Origin of the sequence: Nocardiopsis mwathae, from assembly GCF_014201195.1 — a bacterium.
In the GTDB taxonomy this organism is placed as follows: domain Bacteria; phylum Actinomycetota; class Actinomycetes; order Streptosporangiales; family Streptosporangiaceae; genus Nocardiopsis_C; species Nocardiopsis_C mwathae.
On the sequence record NZ_JACHDS010000001.1, the window covers coordinates 4624876 to 4646031 of the forward strand.

17 protein-coding genes are annotated in these 21156 nt (G+C 70.3%); 7 read left to right on the forward strand and 10 right to left on the reverse strand.

Annotated elements, in window-relative coordinates; all coding sequences use genetic code 11:
- Nucleotides 1-36: 36 nt before the first annotated feature.
- From HNR23_RS27675 to HNR23_RS20250, 4 genes are all read right to left on the reverse strand, one after another.
- Nucleotides 37-321 (reverse strand): type II toxin-antitoxin system VapC family toxin, encoded by a 285-nt coding sequence (locus tag HNR23_RS27675; RefSeq protein WP_184080642.1) that lies wholly within the window; start codon nt 319-321, stop codon nt 37-39.
- 9 nt (nt 322-330) lie between these two features.
- Entirely contained in the window at nt 331-522 is a 192-nt protein-coding gene (locus HNR23_RS20240) for a hypothetical protein (RefSeq protein WP_184077754.1), read from the reverse strand.
- Entirely contained in the window at nt 509-1306 is a 798-nt protein-coding gene (locus HNR23_RS20245; RefSeq protein ID WP_184077756.1) for a hypothetical protein, read from the reverse strand. Before HNR23_RS20245 ends, HNR23_RS20240 begins: the two co-directional genes overlap by 14 nt.
- A gap of 169 nt (nt 1307-1475) precedes the next feature.
- Entirely contained in the window at nt 1476-1715 is a 240-nt protein-coding gene (locus HNR23_RS20250; RefSeq protein WP_184077758.1) for a hypothetical protein, read from the reverse strand.
- A 213-nt stretch (nt 1716-1928) separates the two neighbouring features.
- On the opposite strand from HNR23_RS20250, the gene HNR23_RS20255 reads away from it, so the two are divergent.
- From HNR23_RS20255 to HNR23_RS20275, 5 genes are all read left to right on the forward strand, one after another.
- Nucleotides 1929-2585: a DUF1449 domain-containing protein gene (locus tag HNR23_RS20255; RefSeq protein WP_184077760.1), complete on the forward strand. Its 657-nt coding sequence runs from the start codon at nt 1929-1931 to the stop codon at nt 2583-2585.
- A gap of 241 nt (nt 2586-2826) precedes the next feature.
- Nucleotides 2827-4836 carry a flotillin family protein gene (locus HNR23_RS20260; RefSeq protein WP_184077762.1) on the forward strand — a complete coding sequence of 670 codons (2010 nt, stop codon included), beginning with the start codon at nt 2827-2829 and terminating at the stop codon, nt 4834-4836.
- Nucleotides 4837-4844: 8 nt separating this feature from the next.
- Entirely contained in the window at nt 4845-10007 is a 5163-nt protein-coding gene (locus HNR23_RS20265; RefSeq protein WP_184077764.1) for a DNA repair ATPase, read from the forward strand.
- 227 nt (nt 10008-10234) lie between these two features.
- On the forward strand, nt 10235-12058 hold the full coding sequence (locus HNR23_RS20270) for an acyl-CoA dehydrogenase (protein ID WP_184077766.1): 1824 nt from the start codon (nt 10235-10237) through the stop codon (nt 12056-12058).
- Nucleotides 12059-12234: 176 nt separating this feature from the next.
- Nucleotides 12235-12450 carry a DUF6458 family protein gene (locus HNR23_RS20275; protein WP_184077768.1) on the forward strand — a complete coding sequence of 72 codons (216 nt, stop codon included), beginning with the start codon at nt 12235-12237 and terminating at the stop codon, nt 12448-12450.
- Nucleotides 12451-12469: 19 nt separating this feature from the next.
- On the opposite strand, the gene HNR23_RS20280 is transcribed toward HNR23_RS20275, so the two are convergent.
- Nucleotides 12470-13801 (reverse strand): MFS transporter, encoded by a 1332-nt coding sequence (locus HNR23_RS20280; protein WP_184077770.1) that lies wholly within the window; start codon nt 13799-13801, stop codon nt 12470-12472.
- Nucleotides 13798-14442 carry a GntR family transcriptional regulator gene (locus HNR23_RS20285; RefSeq protein ID WP_184077772.1) on the reverse strand — a complete coding sequence of 215 codons (645 nt, stop codon included), beginning with the start codon at nt 14440-14442 and terminating at the stop codon, nt 13798-13800. The genes HNR23_RS20280 and HNR23_RS20285 overlap by 4 nt, the downstream gene beginning before the upstream one ends.
- 268 nt (nt 14443-14710) lie before the next feature.
- Here HNR23_RS20285 and HNR23_RS20290 point away from each other — a divergent pair, with 268 nt between their 5' ends.
- Nucleotides 14711-15793 carry a PrsW family intramembrane metalloprotease gene (locus HNR23_RS20290; protein WP_246421814.1) on the forward strand — a complete coding sequence of 361 codons (1083 nt, stop codon included), beginning with the start codon at nt 14711-14713 and terminating at the stop codon, nt 15791-15793.
- 649 nt (nt 15794-16442) lie between these two features.
- Nucleotides 16443-16814, forward strand: a complete 372-nt coding sequence (locus HNR23_RS20295) for a hypothetical protein (RefSeq protein ID WP_184077774.1) — start codon at nt 16443-16445, stop codon at nt 16812-16814.
- A 413-nt stretch (nt 16815-17227) separates the two neighbouring features.
- Here the strand turns inward: HNR23_RS20295 and HNR23_RS20300 are convergent, their stop codons facing one another.
- The 4 genes from HNR23_RS20300 to HNR23_RS20315 all read right to left on the reverse strand — a co-directional run bounded on the left by HNR23_RS20300 (nt 17228) and on the right by HNR23_RS20315 (nt 21132).
- The gene (locus HNR23_RS20300; RefSeq protein ID WP_184077776.1) at nt 17228-19744 is read right to left on the reverse strand and encodes a protein kinase domain-containing protein; all 2517 of its coding nucleotides are present in this window, start codon (nt 19742-19744) and stop codon (nt 17228-17230) included.
- A 169-nt stretch (nt 19745-19913) separates the two neighbouring features.
- Nucleotides 19914-20231, reverse strand: coding sequence for a hypothetical protein (locus HNR23_RS20305; protein ID WP_246422416.1), 318 nt, complete (start codon nt 20229-20231; stop codon nt 19914-19916).
- Nucleotides 20232-20328: 97 nt separating this feature from the next.
- The gene (locus tag HNR23_RS20310) at nt 20329-20616 is read right to left on the reverse strand and encodes a WXG100 family type VII secretion target (protein ID WP_184077778.1); all 288 of its coding nucleotides are present in this window, start codon (nt 20614-20616) and stop codon (nt 20329-20331) included.
- Between the two features lie 177 nt (nt 20617-20793).
- Nucleotides 20794-21132 (reverse strand): hypothetical protein, encoded by a 339-nt coding sequence (locus tag HNR23_RS20315; RefSeq protein WP_184077780.1) that lies wholly within the window; start codon nt 21130-21132, stop codon nt 20794-20796.
- Nucleotides 21133-21156 lie beyond the last annotated feature (24 nt).

Here is a 21156-nt window from a genome sequence, read left to right on the forward strand (position 1 = left end):
ACGTCTCCGAGGGGTTCCGGCGTGAGCCGGAACCCCTCACCATATGGACTGCTGCCCGATGACGTAGGGTTCGCTCACACGGACTCCTTCGACCTGCTCTCCCATCGGGAAGTCCTTCTTGTTCCACGAAAAAAAGTGGTCGCACCGGGTCAACACAGCAGACGCCAAGTGGACGGCATCATTCGACCGGAGGCGATACCGCCAAGCGAAGTCGATCGCTTTGTCAACCACAAAACGTTCCACGGACACCATCTGTATTCCGGACCGTGCGAACCACTCGTCAATGGCCTTCCGCGCCCGATCTCGCTGCGCCGGACCTATGTCCGAGGATCACAGCCTCCCAGAACAGCCGACCTCGGCACGCAGCAGTGCTGAGGCCACGATTTGATAGTCGCCGTCCTGCCCCTTCTCAATAACGGCGAGGCTGGTCTCGTAGCGCTCCGGGTTCGTATCCTTTCTTCCAAGGATGACGTTGAGGTATACGTCCGAGTCGATGTAGACCCGCTTACTACTCTCCCGCACGCTGCCCCCGCACCCACTCGGTGGGGTCCTCTCCGTCGGTCCACCAGGGAGCGATCCCCGCGATCTCCCGTACGGGCATGATCGGACGGTCCGCCAGCGGCTCCAGTTTCTCGATCTCGAAGGCGACCGTCTGACCCGCGGCAGTGCGCTGAGCAAGGCCCCACGCCGCGACACGCTGCTTGATGTTCCTCAAGACGTCGGCAAGAAGCTCGGGCGGGAACGTCGCGCGAACCGATCGGTTCTGTTCGATGTCGAAGATGCTGACCTCCCGCTTGCTCCCTCTCACATCAAGACGATCGATCTCACCCTGAACAGAATCGAATTCAAGTTTTCTCGCCGCCAATGCGTCCTTCGCATGCTGAATCGTGCGGGCAGCAACAGAGGCCTGAATGAGATGTTTTCCGCCATCGGCCGAGCTGGAAATCCTTACCTCATTTCCCACCTCGTGGCCTCTCGCCACCCGCAGGAGGCTACGGAGCATGTCGACGTCGAAAGCCGGAGGAATCGTTGCACTACTCTCCAGCGCGTTCAGCCCTTCGACCAGCCGCATGCTCGCCTCACAGGCCCGACGCCTGTCCGACTCCTCCCCTACGGGAGAAGCCACGGCCACAGCGCTTCCGACTCTGAGCTCGGTGAGGGCCCATCGAGCAGGGGACTGCTGCCGCCCACCGATATTGCGCTCGGCCCTCTGCACCAGGTCGATCACCTCGCCTGCGGTTTCGAAGAAGACCTTGGCGTCTACAGGCTCATCACCCCGGGCGAGGCTGATCTCCAGAGCAGCCATCTCGGTCGCACCTCCCTTCACCTCTTCTCATCTTGCCCAGTCCTCCCTCGATTGTCAGGCCGTCCTGGGGATCGCTCACCGGCGCGCCCGATACGGGCATGAACGATCCGGGCGAGGGATCGGGGCCCCTCACCACCCGCCTCCGCCCTTCAGGGGCACTCGATGGCCGTCACCATCTGCGCACCCATAAGGCGAGGCTGCCGAGGACGAACCAGAGCGCTATGCCCGCGGCACATCCCGCCGAGGTCCACACGCTCTGGCCGGTGACCACGGTGGCCACAGCGCCCAGGGCCACGCACAGCGGCAGCAGCCACACCCAGTGCATGAAGCGGCGGTTCTGCCGCAGGGCCCGTTCCTCGTAGCTCAGTCGCGTCTCGTTCCGATCGTGGTGATCGCACAGTGTCGGCATGTCCGTTCCTCTTGTGTCGTCGGGGATCCGGTGGATTCGCTCTCTTCGGCGAACACCGGACGGGTCCGGTTCGACCCCTGTGACACGTTGACCACAACCGGACAACCGAGCCCGCCGGTTCACAAACCGCCGTCGGGCTCCGATAAGGTCGTGCAGCGGTCACCGGCGCCCCTGGCGGCGCGGCATGACGACGGGGGGTCGACGCGGCACATCATGGGTGAGTTCATCGGAACGGCGTTCGGCTTCCCCACGGCGGTCTTCAGCTTCATGCTGCTGGTCGTCTTCGCCTACTGGCTCTTCGTGGTGATCGGAGCGGTCGGCACCGACGTCCTCGACGTCGACACCGACGCCGATACCGGGAGCGGCGGCCTGGTCGGCCTGCTCTCGGCCGCCGGCCTCGGCGGTGTCCCGGTCACCGTGGTGCTGTCCCTGCTCGTAACGCTGTCCTGGTTCGCGACCCTGGTGGGAACCGTGCTGCTCGACCTCGACGGGGCGTCGACGCCCATGCTCATCGCTCTGGGGCTGGTGGTCCTGCTGGCGGCGGTGCTGTTCGCCTGGCTGGTCACCAGCGGTGTGGTCATGGGTCTGCGCCGTTTCCTGCCGGGCGCCGACGCCGGTGCCGGTGCTTCCCCCGCCGACTTCGTGGGCACGACGTGCGTGATCCGTACCGGCCGCGCCGACGACGCGTTCGGGCAGGCGGAGATCACCGCGGCGAGCGGCGCGACGTCGATCGTCCAGGTGCGCACCACCGGCGGGGAGGCACTCGCGTCCGGCGACACCGCGCTCGTCTTCGAGTACGACGCCGCGAACGAGGTCTACCTCGTCACCCCGTTCGACCGCTCGCTGGATCCCGGCCCCGGCACCCGCTGACGCGTCCGCCGACGTTCCCCTGTCCCCCGCGCTCACGCCGGCAGCGGACCCGGACGAACCGGCCCAGACCCCGACCCCGACCCGAACAATTCATCCCATGATCCCCGGGAACCGGCGGCCCGGGTACCACGTCCGAATCAACGACAACCGCGGACCGCATCGCCCCCCTCGTTCCGCGGCCCCGGCCAGCGCGCCCGCCCCGTCTTGCCATGGTCGCGCCCTCGCTAGAGAGAACCACTGGATGGAAACCATCACCGTCGGTGTCGGCGTCCTGTTCGCCGTCGCCCTCCTCATCGTCTTCGGTCTCCTCGTGACCATCGCGCGGCTGTTCCAGAAGGTGGAACAGGGCCGGGCGCTGATCATCTCCAAGATGAAGAAGGTCGACGTGACCTTCACCGGTGCGGTCGTCCTGCCGGTCCTGCACAAGGCCGAGTTCATGGACATCTCGCAGAAGACGATGCTCATCGAGCGGAGCGGCAAGGAAGGGCTGATCTGCCGCGACAACATCCGCGCCGACATCAGCATCACCTTCTACGTCGGGATCAACCCGACCGCCCAGGACGTGCTGAAGGTCGCCCAGTCCATCGGCACCGAGCGCGCGAGCAACACCGAGACGTTGCAGGAGCTGTTCAACGCGACGTTCTCCGAGGCCGTCAAGACGGTCGGCAAACAATTCGACTTCGAGGACCTCTACACCAAGCGCGACGAGTTCCGCGACAAGATCATCGAGCTGATCGGCACCGAGCTCAACGGCTACTACATCGAGAAGGCGGCGATCGACTACCTGGAGCAGACGCCGCTGCACCGCCTCGACAAGGACAACATCCTCGACGCCCAGGGCATCAGCAAGATCACCGCGCTCACCGCTGATCAGCACAAGCTCACCAACGAGCTGGAGAACGAGCGCGACAAGGAGATCCAGCGCCAGGACACCGAGACCGCGGAGACCCTGGCCGAGCTGGAGCGCCGCCGCGAGGAGGCCGCGGCCAAGGCCAAGCGCGAGATCGAGAGCATCAAGGCCCGTGAGGAGGCCGAGACCGCACGCGTTCAGGCCGAGGAACGGCTCAAGGCACAGCAGGCACACCTGCGCACCGACGAGCAGCTGGGCGTGCAGCAGCAGAACCAGCGGCGGGAGATCGCCGTCGCGGAGAAGAACCGCGAACGCGTCATCGCCATCGAGTCCGAGCGCATCGAGAAGGACCGGGTGCTGGAGGTCATCGGCCGGGAGCGCGAGACCGAGCTGTCCCGCATCTCCAAGGACAAGGAGGTCGAGGCCGAGAAGCGCGAGGTCGCCGAGGTCGTACGGGAGCGCATCGCGGTCGAGAAGACCGTGGCCGAGCAGGAGGAGAACATCAAGAAGCTGCGCGCGGTCGAGGAGGCCGAGCGCCAGCGCCAGGCCATCATCATCCACGCCGAGGCCGAGGCCCAGGAGAACCTGGTCAAGGACATCAAGGCGGCGGAGGCCGCCGAGGCGGCCGCCAAGCACAAGGCCGCCGAGGAGCTGACCCTGGCCGAGGCCCGCGAGCAGGCCGCCGAGCTCGACACCCGCGCCAAGATCCGGCTCGCCGAGGGCGCTCAGGCCGAGGCCGCGGCCGCCGGGCTGGCCGACGTGCAGGTCCGCGAGCAGGACGCGGCGGTCATCGAGAAGACCGGCCGTGCCGAGGCCGCCGTGATGAAGGAGAAGGCGCTCGTGGAGGCGGAGGCCGTCCGCGAGAAGCTGCGCGCCGAGGCCGAGGGCCTCAACGAGAAGGCCGGTGCGATGGCCGCGCTCGACCAGGTCAGCCGCGAGCACGAGGAGTACCGGCTGCGTCTGGACGCCGAGAAGGAGGTCCGGCTGGCCGGGATCGACGTGCACCGGCAGGTCGCCGAGGCCCAGGCGACGGTGCTGGCCACCGGCCTGGAGAAGGCCGACATCAACATCGTCGGCGGCGACGGCATGTTCTTCGACCGGATGGTCAACTCCATCGGCATGGGCAAGGCCGTCGACGGGTTCGTGCGGAACTCCGACGTCGCGCAGTCGCTGGGCGGGGCGTGGCTCGACGGCTCCTCCGACTTCGGTGCCGACATGGCACGGCTGCTCGGGTCGATCGACACCGGCGATATCAAGAACCTCACCGTCTCCGCGCTGCTGCTGAAGCTCATCCAGGCCGGCGGCCCGGACGCGGCTCGGCTGCGCCAGCTGCTGAGCACCGCCGAGGACCTCGGCGTCGCCGAGGCTCCCCTGGCCGCCCTCAACGGCACGAAGCGGTGAGGTAGCCGGTGACCGATGTGGTGAACGAGGAGTCCGCCCCGGCGGGCTCCTCGGCCCCCGACCCTTCCCACGCGTCCGAACGGGCGGAAGAGTCGACACCGGACGGCCGCGGGCCCGACGGCGCCGACCGCCTCGACACCGGCACCTACGAGGTGCTGCACTCCCGACTGGCCCGGCAGTCGGGTGAGCTGACCCGGCGGGCCGAGGAACTCAACGCCCGCCGACTGGAGGTGTTCGGTGGCAGCGAACTGGACCTGCTCGGCACCGAGCGGATCCGCACCGAGCACAACTGCGTGCCGCGCGACATCGTGTCCGTCGGCGGGCACCTGCTGTTCGGCTACAACGCCGCCACCGGGCGCAAGGCCGAGACGCGTGTCGAGGACGTGTTCGCGCTGCACCGCTTGGAGCGCGACGCCGCCGCCGACACAGGCACAGGCACAGGCACAGGCACAGGCACAGGCTCTCCGGAGGGTGCCCCGCGCCTGGCGCCGACCACCGATGACGCCCTCCCGGAACTGCTGCGCGACCCGAAGTTCGAGCGCGACTTCGGCGAGCTGTACCGGTACTACCGCGAGACCCGGCTACTGCAGCTGCGGCACGTGGAGGGCAAGCTCCTCGCGGTCTTCCAGACGGGACCGCGCGCCGAGGACGTCAAGGTGCTGCGGTGGAGCGTCGACTCCCGCGGCGCGGTGGCCTACCTCGACCCCCGGGGCGAGCGCGACCACGTCTTTCCGCCCTCGCACGACGTCGCGTGGACCGAGGCCACCCGCGACGACCACGTGCTGGGCCGCCACCCGCACATATCCATCCTCGGCGAGATCTTCGTGGAGACCATCGGCGGCGATCTCACCGTCAAGGTCGAGAACGACACCGAGGTCGGCGCGGGCATCTACAGCGAGCCGGTCGCCGAGCCGCTGCAGAGCCTGGCCGACGCCGATGTGTACTACGCGCGCGTCGGCGCACTGATCCTGCTGCGGATCCGCCCGTACAACGAGACCGAGTGGCGCCACCTGGTGTTCAACACCCGGGCCGGGGACGTGGCCCGGCTCGACGGCATCGGGCAGTCCTGCCAGCGGCTCCCCGAGGACCAGGGCATCATCTTCCCCGGCGGGTACTACCTGGCCACCGGCGCGGCGAAAACCTTCGACACCGACGTCGCCGACCTGGAGTTCGAGCGGGTCATCCGCTCCCCCAACGGCGAGGACGTGCTCTACGGCTTCCACTCCCGCGGCGACGGCCGCACTCTGCTGCTGCCCTACAACGTGATCCGCAAGGAGGTCGCCGCCCCGATCGTCTGCCACGGCCACGCGCTGTTCGACGACGGCACCCTGGTGGTGTTCCGCGACGGTGGGGGCGAGCCGACCCGCGTCCACCCGATGCAGGTGTGGCAGACCCCCTTCGTCTCCGACGTGTACGCCGCCGCACAGCCGGTGGGCACCGGGCCACTGGAGCGGGTGGGCAACGCCGAGCTGGTACGCGGGATCTCCGACTGCCTGTCGGTGACCCGGATGGTCGCCGAGATGTCACCGTCGACCGCGGTGTTCGAGGCACTCATCGCCTCGTGCCGCCGGGTGTTCGACCGCTACCACTGGCTCGGCGAGAGCGAGCTGGGCGGTCTGCGCGACCCGCTGGAGCAGGTGCGCGCCACCGCCGAGCAGGTACTCGACGAGTTCGAGAAGGTGCAGGCCCTCACCGGCCAGGCCGCGGCGGCGCTGGAGGAGGCGGAGCGGGGCATCGCGTCCCTGGTCCGGCGGTCGCGCGGGGAGACGCCGCGCTCCGCCGACACCTGGGTGGAGCGGTTGACCGAGCTGCGCCGGTCCCAGGGCCACCTGGTGACGCTGCGCGAGATGCGCTACGTCGACACCGACCGCATCGACCGACTCGACCGCGACCTGACCGACGAGCTCGCCGCCGCCGGGCGGCGCGCCGTGGCGTTCCTGGAGGGCGACGGCGCCTTCGCCGGTTACCATGCCGAGGTCGATCGCCTGGCAGCCGAGGCCGAGGCCATCGCGACGGTGGCCGACGCGGCGCCGCTGGCCGAGCGGTTGGCCGAGCGGACCGAGGGCCTGGAGATCGTCACCGAGGTCGTCGGGGCACTGGACATCGCCGATGCCCAGGTGCGCACCGGCATCCTGGAGCGGATCGGCGAGGTGCTCGGCGGTGTCAACCGCGCCCGCGCCACCCTGGAGGCGCGGCGCAAACAGCTGCTGGAGACCGAGGGCCGGGCCGAGTTCGCCGCCGAGTTCGCACTGCTCGGACAGGCGATCACCGGGGCGCTGGCCGCCGCCGACACCCCCGACCGCTGCGACGACCAGCTGGGCCGGCTCATGCTGCGGCTGGAGGGCCTGGAGTCGCGCTTCGGCGAGTTCGACGACTTCCTGGGCGAGCTCGCGGCCAAACGGGAGGACGTCTACGAGGCCTTCTCCGCCCGCAAGCAGGCGCTGCTCGACGAGCGCGCGCGGCGCGCCGAGCGGCTCGTGGAGTCGGGCGACCGCATCCTGGGCAGTGTGCAGCGGCGCGTCCTGACGCTGGACTCGATCGACGACGTCAACACCTACTTCGCCTCCGACGCGATGGTGGCGCGGCTGCGCACGACCGTCGACCGGCTGCGCGAACTGGGCGACCAGGTGCGCGCCGAAGAGTTGGAGGGCCGGGTCAAGGCGGCCCGGCAGGAGGCGGGCCGGGCGCTGCGCGACCGGCTCGATCTCTTCGACGGCGGCGGCGAGAGCCTGCGGCTGGGCAGGCACCGCTTCGCGGTCAACGCCCAGCCCATCGACCTGACGCTGGTGCCGCACGAGGGCGGCATGGCCCTCGGCATCACCGGGACCGACTTCCGCGCGCCCGTGCTCGACGAGGGCTTCGCGGCGACCCGCCGGTTCTGGGACCGGCCGGTCGTCTCGGAGTCCGACGAGGTCTACCGGGCCGAGTACCTGGCGACCTCCGTCCTGGCGATGGCCGAGTCGGGGCAGGGGGGCCTGAGCCTGGAGGCGCTGCGGGCGGCCGCCGCGCAGGACGGCGCCGACGGCACGTCCTCGGGCGGCGGCGTGCTCGCGCTGGTCCGCGGGGTCGCGGAGTCCCGCTACAACGAGGGCTACGAGCGGGGCGTGCACGACCATGACGCCGCGCGCATCCTCGACGCCGTCCTGCGACTGCGCGACGCATCCGGGCTGCTGCGCTATCCGGCGGCGGCACGGTCGGCCGCCCAGCTGTTCTGGGCGTTCGGGGCCGATGCCGCGCAGCGCGCGGTGTGGCGGACACGGGCCGCGTCCCTGGCGCGCGCCCGCGAGGTCTTCGGTGTGCGCGACTCGGCGGCGATCCGCGCCCTGCACGACGAACTGACCGCGGCCATCGGGTCGTTTTCGGTCGACACGGGGCTGGACCTCGGTACCGCGGGGGCGGACCTCGCCGGGGAGTACCTGTTCGAGGAGGCGGCCGCCGAACCGGACGGTTTCGTCACCGGTGCCGGCGCCCGCGGTCTCCTGGACCGGTTCCGGCGGGCTCTGGGCACTGCGCGGTCGACCACGGCCGCCTCGTTCGACGAGGACCTGAGGGCGCTCGGCGGCGACCTCTCCGCCCGGCACCAGCTGGTCACGGCGTGGCTGCAGGCGTTCGCGAGCACGCTGGACACCGATGGCGCCCAGGCTGACGCCGCCGTCGACGCCGACCTGGCCGAGGCGGTCGCGGTGGAGCTGTGCGGTTCCGAACTTCCGCGGTACGACTCCTCGGCTCAGGTGTCGGCGACGGTCACCGGCCTGCTGGGGTCGCACCCCCGCGTCGCCGACCGGAGCCTGTCGTTCCGGATCGACGAGCTGCTGGCGCGCACCCGCCGCTTCCGCCGCGAGGAGGTGCCGGCGTTCGGCGACTACCAGCGGACCCGCAACGAGCTCGTCGAGCGCGAGCGGCGGCGGCTGCGCCTGGAGGAGTACCGACCCAAGGTGATGAGCTCCTTCGTGCGCAACCGCCTGCTGGACGAGGCCTACCTGCCGCTGATCGGCGACAACCTCGCCAAGCAGCTGGGGGCGGCCGGTGACGGCAAGCGCACCGACCAGAGCGGGCTGCTGCTGCTCATCTCCCCGCCCGGGTACGGCAAGACCACGCTCATGGAGTACGTGGCGAGCCGCCTGGGCCTGGTGTTCGTCAAGGTCAACGGCCCGGCGCTGGGCCACGCGGTCACCTCGCTGGACCCGGACGACGCGCCGGACGCCACAGCCCGCCAGGAGGTCGAGAAGATCTCGTTCGCCCTGGAGATGGGCAACAACGTGCTGCTCTACCTCGACGACATCCAGCACACCGACCCCGCGCTCCTGCAGAAGTTCATCTCGCTGTGCGACGGGCAGCGTCGGATGGAGGGTGTGTGGGACGGCCGAACGCGCACCTATGACCTGCGCGGCAAGCGGTTCGCGGTGTGCATGGCCGGCAACCCCTACACCGAGCAGGGGCGGCGGTTCCGGATTCCGGACATGCTGGCCAACCGCGCCGACGTCTACAACCTGGGCGACGTCCTGTCGGGCAAGGAGGAGCTGTTCGCGCTGAGCTACATCGAGAACGCGCTGACCTCGAACCCGACGCTGGCGCCGCTGTCCACGCGCGAGCGCGGCGACATCGAGCTGCTGGTACGGATGGCCCGCGGCGACGACTCGGTGCGGCCGGACCTTCTGGCCCACCCCTACTCGCAGGTGGAGCTGGAGCAGATCCTGTCGGTGCTGCGCAAGCTGCTGCGGGCGCAAGAGGTGGTGCTGGCCAACAACCAGGCCTACATCGCCTCGGCGGCTCAGGCCGAGGAGTCGCGGACCGAGCCGCCGTTCCGCCTGCAGGGCTCGTACCGGAACATGAACCGGCTGGCCGAGAAGATCGTCCCGGTGATGGACGACGCCGAGCTGGAGGCGGTGATCGACGACCACTACCTGGGTGAGGCGCAGACGCTGACCTCGGGGGCCGAGGCGAACCTGCTCAAACTGGCCGAGCTGCGCGGCACCATGACCGCGGAGCAGGAACGCCGGTGGGCCGAGGTGAAAGCCGGTTTCCTGCGCGGGCGGGCACTGGGTGGGGCCGAGGACGACCCGATGACACGGGCCGTGGGCGCCGTGGGGCTGCTGGCCGACCGGGTCGGGGCGGTGGAGAGCGCCATCGAGCGCGCGGCCGACCGGTTCCACCGCGATGGGGTCCGCTGACCGCGGCCGCGTGTATGACGCGCCTCACGTTCGAGCCACAGCGGGGGCGGTGACCGGGAACCCGGGCACCGCCCCCGTGGCATATCCGGCGAAACCCCCTGCCGCGCCGAGGTTTCCGACAGTCGGGACAGGCCCTGGCAAAACACTACTACTGGGTAGTAACATGGACTTGTTACCAGCCAGTAGAAGTCTGTGCCGACAGCGGCCACGACACAGCGGAGCGCGCCATGACGCACTACAAGAGCAACCTCCGTGACCTCCAGTTCAACCTCTTTGAGGTCTTCAAGCGCCAGGACGTGCTGGGCAAAGGCCCGTTCGAGGAGCTGGACGAGGACACGGCCCGCACCATCCTTGACGAGGTCAACCGGCTCGCCACCGGTGTCGTGGCCGAGTCGTTCGAAGACGCCGACCGCAACCCCCCGGTGTTCGACCCCAAGACCAGCACGGTCGCCATCCCCGAGAGCCTGAAGAAGTCGTACCAGGCCTATATGGACGCCGGCTGGTACAACCTGGACCTGCCGCCGGAGCTCGGCGGGCTGGGCGCACCCCGCTCCCTCTCCTGGGCGGCGGCCGAGCTCATCCTGGGCTCCAACCCCGCGATCTACATGTACTCGGCCGGCCCCGGCTTCGCGAACATCCTGTACAACGAGGGCAACGAGGCGCAGAAGAAGTTCGCCCGGCAGGCCATCGAGAACGGCTGGGGCGCCACCATGGTGCTCACCGAGCCCGACGCCGGGTCGGACGTCGGCGCAGGCCGCACCAAGGCCATCGACCAGGGCGACGGCACCTGGCACATCGAGGGTGTGAAGCGCTTCATCACCTCGGCCGAGCAGGACATGACGGAGAACATCTTCCACCTCGTCTTGGCGCGACCCGAGGGCGCCCAGCCGGGGACGAAGGGGCTCTCCCTCTTCCTCGTGCCGAAATACCTGGTCAACGAGGACGGCTCGCTCGGCGAGCGCAACGGCGCCTACGTCACCAACGTCGAGCACAAGATGGGCCTCAAGGCCTCCACCACCTGTGAGCTCACCTTCGGTGACAAGCACCCCGCCATCGGCTACCTCGTCGGCGACAAGCACGAGGGCATCCGGCAGATGTTCCTCATCATCGAGTACGCCCGGATGATGGTCGGCACGAAGGCGATCGCCACGCTGTCCACCGGATACCTCAACGCCCTGGAGTACGCCAAGGAGCGCAAGCAGGGCGCCGACCTCACCCGGATGACCGACAAGGCCGCCCCGCGGGTGACCATCACCCACCACCCGGACGTGCGGCGCAGCCTGATGACGCAGAAGGCCTACGCCGAGGCGCTGCGGGCGCTGGTCATCTACACCGCCACCCAGCAGGACGCGGTGCAGATCGCCCAGCACAACGGCGAGGACCACAGCCGGATCGAGGCCCTCAACGACCTGCTGCTGCCCATCGTCAAGGGTGTGGGCTCCGAGCGCTCCTACGCGCTGCTCGGCGAGTCGCTGCAGACCCTCGGCGGCTCCGGGTACCTGCAGGAGTACCCGATCGAGCAGTACATCCGCGACGCCAAGATCGACACACTGTACGAGGGCACCACCGCGATCCAGGCGCAGGACTTCTTCTTCCGCAAGATCGTGAAGAACAACGGCCAGGCCTTCGGCGCCCTCATGGGGGAGATCAAGGCCTTCGCCGCCGGTGACAGCGGCAACGGGCAGCTCAAGGAGGAGCGCGCCGCGCTCGCCGACGCCGCCGCCGAGGTCGAGAAGATCGTCGAGATCATGGTCGGCGACGCCATGCGCTCCGCCGAGGAGGTCCGCGAGCTGTACAAGGTCGGCCTCAACGCCACCCGCCTGCTCATGGGCTTCGGCGACGTGGTGCTGGGCTGGCTGCTGCTCCGCCAGGCCGCCGTGGCGCTGGAGGCCCTGGACGGTGCGGAGGGGTCCGACAAGGACTTCTACACCGGAAAGGTCGCCGCCGCGCGGTTCTTCGCCGACCAGGTGCTGCCGCGCCTGGCCGCCGAGCGCAAGATCGCCGAGAACACCACGCTCGACCTGATGGACGTCCCCGAATCGGCGTTCTGACACGTCGGTCCGGGTGACCGCGGGACCACGTCCCGCATGAGCGGGTGAGGGAAAGTACCCCCCTCACCCGCTTTTCGCATACCCGGCGCCGAAAGCCGTGATCCGCGGCCGCAAAGCGGGTACGGGCACAGGGGTTACCACGGAAACCTCACACGACGCGGCGCGGAGGCAAGCGTATGGGTATCGGTGTTGGCATCTTCCTCGCGGTCGTCGGCGCGGTGCTGAAGTTCGGCATCACCGCCGACGTCGCCGGGATCGACCTGGACGCCATCGGCGTCATCCTGATGGCGGCCGGGACGGCCATCGTCGTCCTGACGCTCATCCTCATGGTCATCCGCCGCGAGCAGCCCGACCGTCGGGAGAAGCTCCGCAACGACCCCGACGTGGTCTGAGGGGCCCGCGCCCCGGCGGTCAGCCGGAGCGCGGGTAGCGCCGCAGCAGCAGGGCCAGCGCCACGGTGCCCAGCGCCGTGGTCGCCGTCACCGGAAGGAACGCCGCCTGGAAGCCGGCACCGGCTTCCAGGATCACCCCGGCGAGCAGCACGGTCACCACCACCGCGGTGAACCCCGCCATGTTCACCAGGCTGGAGGCCACGCCGGTGCGCTGCGCGGGGACGCCGTCACGCGCGAAGTCGAAGGAGATCGGCGCCGCCATCACCGACGCCGCACAGGCCACGGCGAAGTGCGCGACGACCAGCCAGACGGGCGGCGGGCCGCCCGGCCACACCGCGATCGCGGCCCAGCCGGCGCTCAGCACCACGCCGAGCCCGATCGCGAAGACGGCGCGCACCCCCGGGAAGCGGCCCACGAACGCCCCCAGCACCGGCGACACCCACAGCGTGGACACCCCCAGCACGGTCAGCACCGTCCCGGCCACCACCGGGGCCATGCCCAGCCCCTCGACGAGGAACGGGTAGCCCCACAGCGCCGCCAGCATCGTGTAGGGCGCCTGCAGCACCACGTGGCTGGCCATACCCACGCGCGGCCCCCGCGCCCGCAGCGCCTCGGTGAGCCGCGCCCGCAGCGACACCCGCTCCTGGGGGTGTGCCTCGGCGGGCATCCCGGCGGGCCGGTCGCGCACCACCAGGAGCACCAGCAGCATCATCAGGGCGGTCAGAGCGCCCGCACCCAGGAACGCCGCCGTCCACCCCACCTGGTGCAGCGCCAGCGACAGCGGGACCACACTGGCCACCTGGCCCAGCCCGCCGATCGTCCCGGTGAACGCACTGACCAGGGCGTAGCGCGAGCGGGGGAACCACAGGGCGCCCAACCGGATGACATTGAGGAAGGTGACCGCATCGCCCAGCCCGATGAGGACCCGGGCCGCGATCGCCGCCTCCACGTTCGGAGCGAGCGCGAACAGGACGACCCCGGCCGTCATCGCCACCAGACCCATCAGCAGGGTGCGGCGCGGGCCGAGGCGGTCGGCCATCAGACCCGTGGGCACCTGCAGCGCCACATAGACGACCAGCTGCACGACGGGCAGCACCGACAGCAGCGCCGGGCCGACGTGGAAGCGCTCCTGGGCCTCCAGCGCGGCCACGCCCAGTGCGTTGCGGTGGAACATCGCCAGGAAGTAGACGCCGACGGCGACGCCCCACACCAGCCACGCGCGGGCGCCGCCCGCCGGCTCGACCGGGGCGGTGCCCGAAGCCGGCCCCCCGTCCTCACGGAGGACCCGACCAGCAGACGTCGGTTCAGCGGATGTCTCTTCGCACGCCCGGTCCCGGGCGCCGACGCTCACCGTCGCGCCCCGAGCATCGCCCCAGCGGCGTCCATGTGCAGCCGGACGGCCTCGCGTACCGCCGCGGTGCCGCCGTCGCGGATGGCGTCCATGATGGCGGCGTGCTCGTCGATGTTGGCGCGCAGCCGCTCGACGGTGCGGGCGCCCTCCTCCATCATCCGCAGCTGCCGGTCCCGCAGGGACTCGTACAGCTCGATGAGGACCTGGTTTCCGGCGGCACGGATGATCGCGCGGTGGAACTCGCGGTCGGCGACGACGAATGCGCGCTTGTCGGTGGCGACGTGGGCGCGCATGACATCGAGGTAGGCGCCGAGCGCGGCGACGAGCTCGGCGCGCTCGGCCTCGGGCGCGGCGGCGGCGCGCTCGGCGGTGAAGCCCTCGACGAGGCGGCGGGTCTCGATGACGTCGTCGATCTCCTGCTGGGAGACGGGCACGATGAGGGCGCCGCGCTTGGGGAAGAGCCGGACCAGCCCCTCGGCCTGGAGGCGGAGCAGCGCCTCGCGCACCGGCGTGCGGGAGACCCCGACCCCGGCGGCGATATCACCCTCGCTGACCAGCTCGCCACCGGCGTAGCGGCGGGCGAGGATGGCGTCCTTGGTGTACTCGTAGGCGCGATCTGTCGCGGACGGCGTTGTATTCATGTTGTATCCAAGCTACGGGAGGTGCGGGCTCCTGCCCAGGTCGCGGCGGTGAACAGTGAGCAGCGACACGCGCCCCGGCGCCGAGGCGGCCAGGGCGCGCACCGCCGTACCGACCCTCTCGAAGGGTTCAAGGCCCGGGCAGGACTTCTCCAACCACGGCGCCGATGGCGGCCGATCCTCGGGGCCCGGGTGCCACCATGGCGGCATCCGCGGCCGCCGTGGCGGCCGCCCGACCGGGTTCATCCCCGTGGGGAAAGAGGGAGTCGCGTTGGAAGCCCCGCACGCCCCGATGGCCTCGCCGCCGAAGAAGCGGACGTGGCGGACGATCTTCTTGACCGGCCTGCTGCTCTGGGCGGCCACCGTGCTGGTCACCTTCGTCACGCGCAACACCAACCTGGTGCCCACCATCGTGCTGCTGGGCAGCTTCCTGGTGCCGGTCACCTTCGTCGCCTGGGCCTACGAGCGCGACTACGGCGGGAACGTGACCGTGGAGCGGCTGTTCTCCGCCTTCGTCATCGGCGGCATCCTGGGCGTCCTTGGCGCCTCGCTGCTGGAGGACTACCTCCTGCACCCCTCCCCTGTGCTGTTCGTCGGTGTGGGCCTCATCGAAGAGGGCGTCAAGCTGCTCGCGCTGCTGTTCATCGCCCGGGACCTGACCCGCCGGACGCTGCGTGACGGCCTCGTCCTCGGCGCGACCGTCGGCTTCGGCTTCGCGGCCTTCGAGAGCGCGGGCTATGCGCTGCAGGCGATGATCACCGCCCAGGGCCTGGACCTGGTCGCGCTCGTGCAGACCGAGATCCTGCGCGGGCTGCTGGCGCCGGTGGGGCACGGGCTGTGGACGGCGATCCTGGGCGGCGTGCTGTTCGCGGCCTCACCTGGACCGCAGTGGCGCTTCACGCCCGGTGTCATCGCCACCTACCTGGGCGTGTCGCTGCTGCACGCGTTCTGGGACTCGGTGCACAGCATCTCCCTGGCGCTGACCCTGATGTTCACCGGTGAGCCCTGGCAGCAGTTCATGCTGCGCATCGGTCGGCTTCCCGAGCCCACCCAGGCGCAGGCCAACCTGATCAACCTGCTCGACATCGTCGGCATGGTGGTCGTCGCGGCCATCGGGCTGTTCTGGCTGTGGGCGGTGGCGACGAACGGCGGGGGCCGCACCCGGGCGCGGGGGGCACGGGAGCCGGACGAGCCGACCGGGCCGGCGGGACCGCCGGGCTCCGGCGGTGGCGGGGAGGCCGGTCCGGTGCGACCGGGGCCGCCCGGCCGGCCGGGCGCTCCCGCCGCGCCGGACCGCCCCACCGACGCGGAGCGTCCAGGGACACCCCGGCCGCCGCAGGAGCCGGACGCCTAGAGAGGGCAGGCAGGCGAGAGTAGGCGATCGAGAGGGGGTGCCACCGCGGTGGCACCCCCTCCGCACGTGTTCACCGGCCGTTCGACCAGCGAGCACGCGCTTGTCAAACGGCGCTTTCACCCGTGGGGCAGGCGAAGCGCTCGGCGAGCGCCCACCGGGGCACCGATCCTCACCCGATGCTCCGGTGAAGTCACCGTAAGCAATTCCCCATCATCCTGCGCATTCGCACCGACACACGACGCAACCGAATCCGGTGACACAGCCGACACCCCACCAGAAACCCCCTCACCCTCAGAACGCCCGATCATGCTCGATCATACATTCGATACGATGACCTCAACCTGCAAAAACAATTTTCAATACAATCAATCGACCGACCCATCGGTGTGACATGGGCAACATTTTTCGGGGTCGACCCCTAGGGGATGGTTCCTGCTACTATCCGGATCGCGAAGGATAACCGGCAGGTAACGACAGCTTCTGTCACCCGTCGCCTTCGTGGAGATCACGGGTCAAGTGCCCGCACCGGTCCGCTCCACCCCCTCGGAGCACCGGAGCGGCCCCGGCCCGGGATCCGGCCGCGGAAGCGTGGCCGCAGCATGGCGCGGCACTCCCCACCGCGGTACCCCGAGAAGCAGGAGACAACGCTTTGAGTCACAGGCGTTTGAACAACCCCAGAGCCGCTCGACTGAAATCGGCGCTGGCCAAGCGGGTCAAGCACCGACCCCGGCATGCCTTCTGCGCCCAGAGCGCGATCGCGGCCCTGCGGGACGAGCTCGATTCCGTGATGTCCCGGCCGATGTACCGCGCCGGCTGCTCCGACCTCGCCGTCATGTCCGTGATGCGGGGCATCAACGTCTGGTGCCGCGACGGCAAGTTCTTCTGGCACGACCTCGTCGGCACGACCGTCGAACACCCCGCCAACGACCCGGCCGGCGCCGCAGCACGGTTGCGCCCCTTCTCCTCCCCCCACCGCCGCAGCTTCGAGCACGGCAGGCAGCACGTCCTCTCGGCCGCCTAGAGCGTGACCGCGCGCAGCGCCCGCGCCACGCGGCCGCGCCGACACGCCACCACGGCCGCTCACGGCCCCACCGCCGACCCCGCCCGGCCGACGCGCATCACGGGGGCACCCATGCGCGACCTCCTTCCTGACCACGCCGGAGACACACGTTGATCTCCGCCCCGGGGGGATGCGAAGTCCACGGTCGTTCGGACGCCCGCAACACGGCTCCGGTTCCCCACCGGCATCGCGCTTCCCCCCACCGAAGGGGGCACCGACCCCACCGACCCGCAACTGAGGCTTCACGGGTGATGCCCGTCCCCGTCCCTCCGTTGATCTCGGGGATACTGGGGTAAAAATCGCCCGCGAGACCCCAGTATCTCCGAGATCAACGGACGCCCCAGGCAGCGACGGCGCAAGAAACGTATTCGTCGCTACTCGTCGTCGGAGCCGCCGGAGTCCGAAGCGGAATCGGCGTCCGAGTCGGCGGCTTCGGCCTCCTTCTCCTCTTCCTCCTTCTTCGCCTCCTCCTCTTCCTTCTTCTTCCGTTCTTCCTCTTCGCGCTTCCGCTCGGCCTCGGCTTCGGCACGCGCGCCCGCGCGGTTGGTGCACACCTCGGGGGCCGCGGCGGACCGGCCGTCGACGGCGACGATGGTGAAGCAGTACTCGGCCTCGGTGTCGTCCGTCGTCACCTGGGCGACCGTCACCCCCGCACCGGTGCGGAGCAGCGTCTTGGGGTGGTCGTGTGAGGAACCGCCGACGACGAAGTAGCTCGCCTTGCCACCGGAGTTGTCCGTCCATTGCACCTGGACACTGCTCAGGTTGTCCTGCAGAGAGACGTTCGAGGGAGCCGACACCTCCGGTAGGGGCTCGGACTTCGACGCCGAGTCGGACTTCTCGTCACCCGCGGCGGACTCCGTGTCCGCCTCGGCGCCGTCCTTCGCCTCGTCGTCCGTGTCGCCGCCGTCGCCTTCGTCGGCCGCCAGCAGCCCCGCCGCCTGCGTGTCGGTGGTGGTCAGCCCGGGACCGGGCCGCGCGACCGCGAGGGCCGTCGCGGCACCGGACACGACGACGATGGAGGCGGCCGCAGCGACGATGTGCAGGTGGCGGCGCCAGCGGGCGGGGCGGTCGGGGCCGGGGTCGGAGAAGTCCGGCCAGTCCTCGTCGTCGCCCCGGCCGTGCGCCGCGCCGTCCGCCGGCCCCGGGAGCGGGGGCGATTCGGCCGAGCCGCTCCACCCCTCCAGCCGGGACCAGGCCTGCTGGGTGACGAGGTCGACGCCCGCCTCGCCGCGGATCCGCTCCAACAGGTTGTGGACGCCGGTGTTCTCGGCCAGGCCGGAAGAGCGGCGGGTGGACCGCGTGTCCGGTTCGGGCGAGGCGGGCACAGGTGCCGGGGGCACAGATGCCGGGGGCGCGGGTGCGGGGGGCGCGGCGTGGCCGGCAGCTCCGGCTGCGTGCCCGGGCTGGCGCGGCTGCCCGTCCCAGCCGGTCCCGGCGGCGTGCGCACCCTGCGTGGCCGCCGCAGGCGGCGGGGCGGCAGCGCCGGGGTAAGCGCCAGCCGGAGGGACAACCGGAGCCTGCGGCCCGGAAGATGCGGTCCCCGCGCCGTACACCGGAGCCGGGGGCTGAGCGGCAGGCGGAACCTGCGGTCCGGACGGTGGGTGTGCCGCTCGGGCCTGGGAGGCAGCGGGCTGCTGCGGCCCCGACGGGGGCACGTACCCGTGCGGGGCCGCGGGCGGGTAGGGAGTAGGCGCCATGCCGGCATGGGGGCCGGACGGCTGCGATGCAGCCGGGGGCGGGGCCGGGGCCGGCCCGGGCGCCGGATGGTGCGTCGGCGCCTGCGGGGCAGCGGGCGTCGCGGTCCCATACGGCGCCGCGGATGGTACCTGAGGGCCGGAGTGCTGGTCGGCGGCGTGCCGGGGCGGCGTCTGCGGACCGGTGGGGCGCTGGGGGTACCCGGGCGTCTCGGGCCGGGGCGGCACCGGCGGCGGTGACCCGGCGGGGGGAGTCTGCTGTGGCCGGACCTGGCCGTGAGACGGATTCGGCCCGGTCGGCGTGCCCGGCGCATTCGGTCCGGTCGGTACACCCGGCGCGGGCGGGGCGGGTGGCGCAGGGGCAGGGGCAGGGGCGAGAGCAGGCGCAGCGGCGGACGCGGAGTCGGGGCGCTCGGTCCACGTGCGCTCCAGCTCGACCGCGAACTCGCCCGGCGTCGCGTAGCGCTCGGCCGGGTCCTTGGCCAGTGCTCGGAGCAGCACGTTGTTCAGCCGCCACGGGACATCTCCGCGCCGAACCGGCGACGCCGGGGTCCGCAGCGCCACGGCCGCGTACTCCTGCGGGCCGGGCGAGACGATGCTGTCGCCGCCGAACGGCGGGTGCCCGGCGAGCAGCGTCCACAGCACGGACGCGAGCTCGTACACATCCGAGGCGGGCGAGGTCCCCGTCGCGCGCAGAACCTCGGGCGGCGCGTGGTAGACCAGCTCGGAGCTGGTGCGGAGCCTGGGTGGCGGGCCACCGATCTCGGCGGTCGCGCCGAAGTCGGTGAGCACGGCCGAACTGGACGCGCGCAGGATGTTGCTGGGAACGATCTCGTTGTGCAGCAGGCCGTGGCCGTGCATGACGGACAGCGCACCGGCCACGGCGCGACCGACGCGCACGACCTCGCGGGGGTGGAGAGGGCCGCTCTGCCCGAGAACGTCGGTGTAGGAGCCGTCCGGATAGAAGGGCATGACCTTGACGGACTCGCCCGTGGACGTGCGCGCGACGTCCAGGAGGGGCACCACGCCCTGGGCTCCGCCGAAGTCGCGGACGCGAAGGATCTCGTCGAACCCGGTGGCATTGTGCATGACCTTCAGCGCGACGGGGGTCTCCATCCGGGCGCTGATCGCCCGGTACACCTGGGAATCGCGGCCGCGGTAGGCCAGCGCCAAGGAGTGGAACCCGTCCACGCGCACAGTGGAACGCTCCCCACCCGACATCACGTGCTCTCTTCCCTCAATCGACCGCAACCATCACACGCCTACCACCATGGCATCTTCCGGGAGGACAGGGCGAAAAAACGGCGGCCGGATCCGGCCGCCGCTCTCGTCCCCTTCTCATCCGCCGGACGAGCGCGGGTCGGGTTCAGCCGGGCTGACCGCCCAGGCCGGACTGCCCGACGGGGTTCTGCTGCTGGGTCACCGGACCGGGGTTGCGGGCGTTTTCCCGTTCCTGGTTGATCTCCTGCTGCTTGTCGAAGGCGGAGTGCACCGCGATGCCCCCGCAGATGAGCGCGATCAGGATGACACCGCCGATCACCGCGGGCCAGACGCGCTGCCGTCGCCGCCAGTAGCGGCTGGAGCCGTAGAGCAGGGCGGCGCGCAACTGGCGCCGGCGCAGGGCGTCGGCCTGGAGCACGTACTGGTCGGCGTTGGGCGTGTAGTGGAACGCCTCGGGGACCATGCCCTCGGAGTTCGCGGGCGCGGTCGGCGCGGGTGACGGGGGTGAGGACGCTGAGTGGGACACGGGAGATGACCGTCTGGTGGGGGCCGGAGAGCGGCTAGAACAGGCCGTTCAGGTACTTGGACAGCTTGCCGTAGTTGTCCGCCGCACTGTCGGTGGAGTCGATCAGCTTGGCGAAGGCGCTGTTGACCTGCTGGAACTGGTTGTCGAACTCGGTGGCCTTGTTCTGGAACTCGGGGCTACCGGAGCCCTCCCACTTGGAGACGGTGCCCTCGGACTGGTTCTTGATCTGTTCCATGATGCCCCGGAAGCGGGTCAGGTACTGCTGCTGCTCGAAAGCGAGATTCTGCAGGCCACCGACGTTGCCGTAGACCTCGAACGACATGTGACTTCCTAACGTTGAAACGGGTTCGGGGGAAGAGGAAGGCGCGGAGTGCGCAGCCAACCCGGCTCACTCGACCGGCCGCGGCGGCTGAGGCGTGCGGGGGAGCCATCGGGCCGACCCGCCTCGCACTCACACCTATTACTAAGGCGTTATTACTTAGGCTTTACCTACGCAGCACTAACCGTTGACCGGCCGGGAGAGGCCCCCGAGCTGGTTCCCGGCCGCGCCGAAGTCGTCGCTGGACTGGGTGTCGGTGGCGTTGACCTGCTTCTGGCCCTCGTTCAGCTTGATGCCGTTGTTCGAGCACCAGGTCATCAGCTCGTCGAAGCGCTGGTTCAGCTCACCGCGCGCCTGCCGGAACTTGGAGAGCGCGTTGCCCTGGAGGGACTGGCTGTCCTTGTCCATGTCCTCGATCAGCCGACCGAGCTGCTGCCACAGCCCCTCAGACGACTCGCCGAGGCCTTCCCCTCCCTTCGAAAGCGCATCTGCCTGAGTCAAACCGACGTGTTCACTCATGAGCTTCCCTTCAGATGAGCACCA

What these genes read in the sequence shown, in the direction of transcription:
- HNR23_RS20245 (WP_184077756.1), bottom strand. Translation starts at nt 1,306, where the DNA reads ATGGCTGCTCTGGAGATCAGCCTCGCCCGGGGTGATGAGCCTGTAGAC.
- HNR23_RS20250 (WP_184077758.1), bottom strand. Translation starts at nt 1,715, where the DNA reads ATGCCGACACTGTGCGATCACCACGATCGGAACGAGACGCGACTGAGC.
- HNR23_RS20255 (WP_184077760.1), top strand. Translation starts at nt 1,929, where the DNA reads ATGGGTGAGTTCATCGGAACGGCGTTCGGCTTCCCCACGGCGGTCTTC.
- HNR23_RS20260 (WP_184077762.1), top strand. Translation starts at nt 2,827, where the DNA reads ATGGAAACCATCACCGTCGGTGTCGGCGTCCTGTTCGCCGTCGCCCTC.
- HNR23_RS20270 (WP_184077766.1), top strand. Translation starts at nt 10,235, where the DNA reads ATGACGCACTACAAGAGCAACCTCCGTGACCTCCAGTTCAACCTCTTT.
- HNR23_RS20275 (WP_184077768.1), top strand. Translation starts at nt 12,235, where the DNA reads ATGGGTATCGGTGTTGGCATCTTCCTCGCGGTCGTCGGCGCGGTGCTG.
- HNR23_RS20285 (WP_184077772.1), bottom strand. Translation starts at nt 14,442, where the DNA reads ATGAATACAACGCCGTCCGCGACAGATCGCGCCTACGAGTACACCAAG.
- HNR23_RS20305 (WP_246422416.1), bottom strand. Translation starts at nt 20,231, where the DNA reads ATGGTCCCCGAGGCGTTCCACTACACGCCCAACGCCGACCAGTACGTG.
- HNR23_RS20310 (WP_184077778.1), bottom strand. Translation starts at nt 20,616, where the DNA reads ATGTCGTTCGAGGTCTACGGCAACGTCGGTGGCCTGCAGAATCTCGCT.
- HNR23_RS20315 (WP_184077780.1), bottom strand. Translation starts at nt 21,132, where the DNA reads ATGAGTGAACACGTCGGTTTGACTCAGGCAGATGCGCTTTCGAAGGGA.